This is a genomic window from Devosia sp., from assembly GCF_040509215.1.
Taxonomy (GTDB): domain Bacteria; phylum Pseudomonadota; class Alphaproteobacteria; order Rhizobiales; family Devosiaceae; genus Devosia.
On the sequence record NZ_JBEVLL010000096.1, the window covers coordinates 1 to 6031 of the forward strand.

Consider the following 6031-nt stretch of genomic DNA (forward strand, 5'->3'; position numbering starts at 1 on the left):
GTGGACCTCAGAGATCCACATCATCCTCGCCCAGCGCATCCACTTCCGCGGCGGCGCGACGCAAAATCTCGGCTGCCCGGCGCTGATGCTCTTCCGAGCCATGCCGTGCCTTGCGGATGGCACCCTTCAAGGCCTTCCGCGCCTGATCCAGTTCCGGCACCGCATCATGCAGCGGCCGATCTTCACCCCCGCGATGCGGCGGCTCATTGCCGTCTTCCGGCCGCCCACCAAAGGGCCAGTCCGCCCGCACGAACTCACGGAAGCGGTTAAACTGCTCGCCGGTCCGCGCCAGGAAATCCAGCGTCGAAGCCACGGCCTCGCGGTTTTCGTTGAGATGCGTCCGGCCTTCGTCGGTGATTGTATAGAGCTTCTTGTTGCCTTCGGCCGACGAGGTCACATAGCCCGCTTCCTCGAGATAGGTCAGCGCCGGATAGACGATGCCTGGGCTCGGCGAATAGACGCCGTTGGACCGCTCTTCGATGGCCTTGATCAGATCGTAGCCATGCCGGGGCTGCTGCTCGATGAGGTAGAGCGCCACGAGGCGCACATCGCCCGAGGCCAGCATGCGGCCAACGCGGAAATTCCCGCCGATATTGCCGAGATCTTCTTCGCTGAAATTCTGCACCTTGCCCCAGCCGCGACGAGCCATCTGCTCGAAACGCCGCCAATTGGGTTCGCCATTGCGCCAGTAAGACATGATGTGTCTCCGATATGTTTTGTTCCTGAGCAGTGAGGTCGGAACGGCCGAAGACACTTTCAAGATATATCTTATGAAAGAATCGTAATGTGATCGGTTAGGCGCTCAACCGCGTCACACCCCCAATTGAAACCGCTCGAACCGCGCCAGCTCCGCGTCAACCGCCGCCTTCTCCTCGGCGCCAATGTCTTCGAGCCAGGTCCACTTCTGCACCAGCAGTTTTCCCGCGGCGCGATCGGTCTTCAAATCCACCGCGGCCACGACCCGGTCCCCGACCAGCACCGGCAGCGCGAAATAGCCGTACTGGCGCTTGGCTACCGGCAGGTAGGCTTCGAACAGATGGTCATAGCCGAAGAAAATCTTGAGCCGCTTGCGCTGGATGATCAGCGGATCGAAGGGCGACAGCACATGCACACGGCCCGAAGGCCCTGTTGCCGCTTCGAGCACCGCCGGCTCGGCCCAATGCGGCACTTTCTCCGCGCCCTCGATAAGAACCGGCACCAAGGCGCGTCGCTTCACCCGCGCTTCGATCAGCTCGTGCACTGCCTTCTTTGCCGGTGCATTGAGATGGCAGATGGAATCAAGGCTGACGATCCCCTGGCTCTTCAACGCCCTATCGAGCAGGTAGGCCGTGAGTTGCCGCTCCGTCGCCGGTTTCGGGCTCCCTTCCCAGCCAAAATGCCGCTCGATCAGGTCATAGGTCTTGAGCATGCCCTCGCGCGCCGAAATCGCCACATGGCCTTGGTAGAACATGAGCTGCAGCACGCGTTTTGACGGCTTTCTGCTCGCCCAGGGATGGTCCTTGTCCACCAGTTCGTCATCGTCGATGTCGCGAATCGACAATGGCCCTTCGGTGCGCAGCCGCTTTTTCATCGCCGAGATTTCGGCCTTATTTACCGTCCCGAACCAGGCGCTCGGCTTTTCACGATACGCCTTCATCGCCGGCACAAAAAAGCGCAGGTCCGCGGTTGGGACATAGCTCAGCGCATGCGTCCAATATTCAAGGATCGATTTGTCCACGCTCTGCAAATGCGCGAGATCGGTCCGCCGATAGTCGGGAATGCGCGAATAGAGAATGTGGTGGTGGCAGCGCTCGATCACATTGATTGTGTCGATCTGCACATAGCCCAGATGCGCGATGGCAGCCGCAGATGCCCCGGGACCAGCGCCAAAGGGGGCTTCCTCATCGAGTCGCTGCGCCCTGAGCCAGATCTGGCGCGCCCGTTCGGTGTTGATTGTGATGGGTTTTCTCGCCACGTCGCAAAAATCCTTGTCCGGCACGGAATCGAAGAAATGCCAGAAGGATAGTTGGCGTCAAACCCGATTATGGCAGGAGCCTAGTTGGCCACCACAGGTTGATTGTGCCGAAACCAGCCACCCTCGATCAGCGCCCGCGGCCCATGGCGGGTCAGCTTGGCTTCCAGCGCCTCGCGTTCGGCCGGCGAAAAACCCTGGGGGTTGGTGACCGCCACCCAGCCGTCAAAATAGTCCTGCGGCGCATAGACATGGCCAAAGCCGATCGGCGCGGTCTGGGCCAGCGCCATGTCCAGCGCCAATTGAAGGAAAGTGACGACCGGATACCAGTTGAGCAGCGGCGACACCGAAGGCGCGCGTTCCCCGCTGAGCCAGGCCGGCTCGCGATAGGGCAGCGCCCAGTCAAAGAAGACGATGGGGTCGGACGGATATTGCAAATAGACGATGCGGAGCGGTCCCCAGGCTTCCGCGTCGTCGAGATCGTCGCCCGTGTTGGCAAAGCGGACCGTGGTTTCCTGGCCGATGCGCGGCCGCCAGAAGGGCGAGCCGGGATCGCGATTGGCTGTGGTGGTGCGCCAGGCGGCGCTGGCAAAGGGCGGGCCTACCCAGAGCGCGCCATCGAAGGGATCGCCCAGAATGTCATAGAGCTGGGCCGAGGCGGCCGAGCTATAGGCGCCAAGGCTGAGACCGTGGAGATAGAGCTTTGGCCGCCGGTCGTGCGGCATATCGGTCCAGCGGTCATAGACGGCATTGAACAGCGCCCGCGCTGTTTCCACCCCGATATCGGGTTCGGACACCAGCGAGAGCCAGCTCGTCAGATAGGAATATTGCACGGCAACGCTGGCGACATCGCCGCCATGGAGAAATTCGAGCGTGTCGATGGCCGCGGGCTCGACCCAGCCGGTACCCACCGGCATGATCAGCACCAGCACCTTGCGATTGAACGCACCCACACGGTCCATTTCGGCCAAAGCCAGTTCGGCGCGCTTTTCCGGCGTGTCGGCCGAGCGCAGCCCCACATAAACGCGCAGCGGCGTTTCCGCCGGTTTTTCGGTGAGGGCGGCGATCTCATCGGCGCTCGGGCCAGTCTCGACATAGACGCGGGCATCGAGCCCGATCGTGTCCCAGCGCACCAGCGATTGCGCGCTACCCGAATGCAGGGGATCGGTCGGCATCGGCTCGGAAATACCCACCAACCGGTCGAAATCGCCATAAAAACGGTCGGCCGCCAGAAACAGCCCGCGCGCAATGACACCATCGCCCACGGTAGCGGTGGCAATGCCCACCAGAATCATCGCGCCCACCAGCGCCACGCGCGGCGGGATCAGTTTCCCAAGCCAGCGCGCCACGATGCGCACGCCATGGACGATCAGGGTCCCGAGCCCGACGAGGAGGGCGGCGGGCAGAAACGCGATCAGCGCCACCAGCAGCGGTTGGGTTGCTTCAAGCGGGCTCTCGCCCATGCCGTCGCGAATGGAATTTTGCCATCCGGTCCAGAACCAGAGAAAGGCAATGGTCAGGACCAGACAGGCCCCGGCGCATATCCGCCCGGTCCAGCGGGCTATTCGCCGGTTCGGCCAGCGCAGTTCGAGGAAATTCCACAGCCATTCGAGAAAAACCCCGATGCCATAGCCGGCGGCAAAGGCGCAGCCGGACAAGATCCCCTGCACCAGTACATTGCGCGGAATAAGCGAAGGGGTCAGCGACAGGGCGGCAAAGAGCAGACCAAAGAGCCAGCCGCCAGCCGAGAGGGTATCGAGCCGCCTCCCCACGAAACGCACGAGGCGACGCCAGGGCGGTTCGATCTTGGACGGTGATTGGATGGCATTGGACGACAAGACGGGCGTCCCGGACTGGTTCTATCCACTCACTATAGGAAAGCGCGCGCAGGACACAACCGAACCATGACGCATTCGCGCCAAAACCGGGTTCGATGCTACCAGTCTGTCAACAATTTAGGAGGAAATGGTGGAGCCTAGCGGGATCGAACCGCTGACCTCTTGCATGCCATGCAAGCGCTCTCCCAGCTGAGCTAAGGCCCCATTCCATGGGTGCTTCGGGGCAGTTGCCCTGCTGAAGCGAGGCGGAACCTAGAGGATGATTCCGACAGAAGCAAGTGCCTAAATGACACTTTTTTCATCCGCCGGGGAAAACCCTCCCCGGCGGAAATAGTCAAATAAAATCAGCGATCTTCGTCGCTGCCGACGTCGAAGCCGAGGCCGTCATCGGCGTCGTCGTCTTCCTCTTCAAGGAACACGTCTTCTTCGTCGTCGCCCAGTTCTTCGTCGACTTCAACGTCGTCGGTATCTGGAATTTCCTCGTCGCCGCCGCTCTCTTCGGCATCAGCATCTTCGAGGCTGACGATTTCGGGAGCATTGGTGTCTTCGGCTTCTTCTTCGTCCTCGACTTCATCCTCATCATCGACCTTGCGCGCCGAAACGGTCGACGCCTTGCCGACAGCCAGGGTGTCGAAATAGGAGCGGGGATAGGACTTGCCGGTATAGGGCGAGACGATCGGATCCAGGTTCAGATCGTAGAACTTCTTGCCGGTATCGGGATCGGTACGCTTGGTGCCGCGTTCGTTGGCCATTTCACATGCCTCGTCGATAGGGGAAAATGCCTAGGGCCGACCGCCGCGGCCAAGCCTGATATTCGGCCAGTCCGGTTAGGTGCAAAGCCGGGTTGTGTCAAATCCTAAATGCGGGACAGGCGAGGGTGGCTCCATCAGGCAAAGCCATGCTAAGGCGGTCAAGGATACGCCAAGCGCTGGGATGAAGCTCATGATCATAGCCGTCGACGGACCGGCCGCCTCTGGCAAGGGCACCTTGGCCCAGGGTCTGGCGCGACACTATGGTTTGCCGCATCTGGATACGGGTCTGCTCTATCGCGCTGTCGGCGTTGCCGTAGAAGCCTTTGAAGACACGAGCGAATTTGAGAAAAAGGCGATCGAGGCCGCCCAAAAGCTCGATGCCGGACACCTCGCCGATCTTGAAATCCTGACCAGCGCCAGGGCCGGCACGCTCGCCTCGAAAGTCGCCGTCATCGCCGAAGTCAGGAAAGCGCTCTTCGATTTCCAGCGCAATTTTGCCACGCAGCCCGGCGGCGCCGTGCTCGATGGTCGCGATATCGGGACCAAAATCTGCCCCGATGCCGATGTGAAACTTTTCATCCAGGCCGACAGCAAGGCGCGGATGGAGCGCCGGGCGCGACAGTTTGAAACCCGCGGCGAGGTGGTTGATCGCTACGCCCTCTATCACCAGATAGAAGAGCGCGACGCCCGAGACATGCTCAATCCCAATGGCGGCTTCTACAAGTCGGAAGACGCGCACTTGCTCGATACGACACAACTGAGTATAGAGGCCGCACTCCGCGCTGCCATCGCGATTGTCGATCAGGCCATGGCGCTCAAGGCAGGGGAACACTTGTTCTCCTAATTTCCTCCTTGAGGCTTCTGGCTCCGACGATCATCCAAAGCCTTGGCCCGGAAACCGACTAAACAAATCATCCTGTTCCAAGAAGCGGTGCTCCGTGCGCCGGCTTTGGCATTTTTGCTGAAGCGGACCCGCATTCCGAACCGGATCAGCAACCCTTAACGACCGGCGCAACGGAGAAAAAATTTGGCACAGCAAACTGTGACTAAAGAAGATTTCGAATCGATGCTGCTCGACTCCTTTGTCGACAACGATGCCGCTGAAGGCACCGTTGTTCGCGGCACTGTCGTCGCCATCGAAAAAGATCTGGCGATCATCGACGTCGGTCTGAAGACCGAAGGCCGCGTTCCGATGAAGGAATTCGGCCAGGCCGGCCGCGACGGCACCATCACCATCGGTTCGGTGGTCGAGGTCTATGTCGACCGCGTCGAAAACGCCATGGGCGAAGCCGTTCTGTCGCGCGAGAAGGCTCGCCGCGAAGAGAGCTGGGTCAAGCTCGAAGAAAAGTACAACGCCAATGAGCGCGTTGAAGGCACGATCTTCAATCAGGTCAAGGGTGGTTTCACCGTCGACCTCGAAGGCGCCGTGGCCTTCCTGCCGCGTTCGCAGGTCGACATCCGTCCGATCCGCGATATCGCTCCGCTCATGA

General features: G+C 60.8%; 6 protein-coding genes and 1 tRNA gene. 2 read left to right on the forward strand and 5 right to left on the reverse strand.

Annotated elements, in window-relative coordinates; all coding sequences use genetic code 11:
* Positions 1-7 precede the first annotated feature (7 nt).
* The 5 genes from ABW043_RS05350 to ABW043_RS05370 all read right to left on the reverse strand — a co-directional run bounded on the left by ABW043_RS05350 (position 8) and on the right by ABW043_RS05370 (position 4541).
* Positions 8-697, reverse strand: a complete 690-nt coding sequence (locus tag ABW043_RS05350) for a PadR family transcriptional regulator (RefSeq protein WP_353920196.1) — start codon at positions 695-697, stop codon at positions 8-10.
* 114 nt (positions 698-811) lie between these two features.
* Positions 812-1954 (reverse strand): winged helix-turn-helix domain-containing protein, encoded by a 1143-nt coding sequence (locus ABW043_RS05355; RefSeq protein WP_353920197.1) that lies wholly within the window; start codon positions 1952-1954, stop codon positions 812-814.
* 80 nt (positions 1955-2034) lie between these two features.
* On the reverse strand, positions 2035-3789 hold the full coding sequence (locus ABW043_RS05360; RefSeq protein WP_353920198.1) for an alpha/beta hydrolase: 1755 nt from the start codon (positions 3787-3789) through the stop codon (positions 2035-2037).
* A gap of 128 nt (positions 3790-3917) precedes the next feature.
* Positions 3918-3993: transfer RNA gene (locus tag ABW043_RS05365), tRNA-Ala, on the reverse strand.
* Between the two features lie 140 nt (positions 3994-4133).
* Positions 4134-4541 carry a TIGR02300 family protein gene (locus ABW043_RS05370; protein WP_353920199.1) on the reverse strand — a complete coding sequence of 136 codons (408 nt, stop codon included), beginning with the start codon at positions 4539-4541 and terminating at the stop codon, positions 4134-4136.
* Between the two features lie 190 nt (positions 4542-4731).
* Here ABW043_RS05370 and ABW043_RS05375 point away from each other — a divergent pair, with 190 nt between their 5' ends.
* Positions 4732-5385 carry a (d)CMP kinase gene (locus ABW043_RS05375; protein ID WP_353920200.1) on the forward strand — a complete coding sequence of 218 codons (654 nt, stop codon included), beginning with the start codon at positions 4732-4734 and terminating at the stop codon, positions 5383-5385.
* Positions 5386-5607: 222 nt separating this feature from the next.
* A partial coding sequence (locus ABW043_RS05380) for a S1 RNA-binding domain-containing protein (RefSeq protein WP_502908599.1) occupies positions 5608-6031 on the forward strand: 424 nt, incomplete at its 3' end.

What these genes read in the sequence shown, in the direction of transcription:
- ABW043_RS05350 (WP_353920196.1), bottom strand. Translation starts at nt 697, where the DNA reads ATGTCTTACTGGCGCAATGGCGAACCCAATTGGCGGCGTTTCGAGCAG.
- ABW043_RS05370 (WP_353920199.1), bottom strand. Translation starts at nt 4,541, where the DNA reads ATGGCCAACGAACGCGGCACCAAGCGTACCGATCCCGATACCGGCAAG.
- ABW043_RS05375 (WP_353920200.1), top strand. Translation starts at nt 4,732, where the DNA reads ATGATCATAGCCGTCGACGGACCGGCCGCCTCTGGCAAGGGCACCTTG.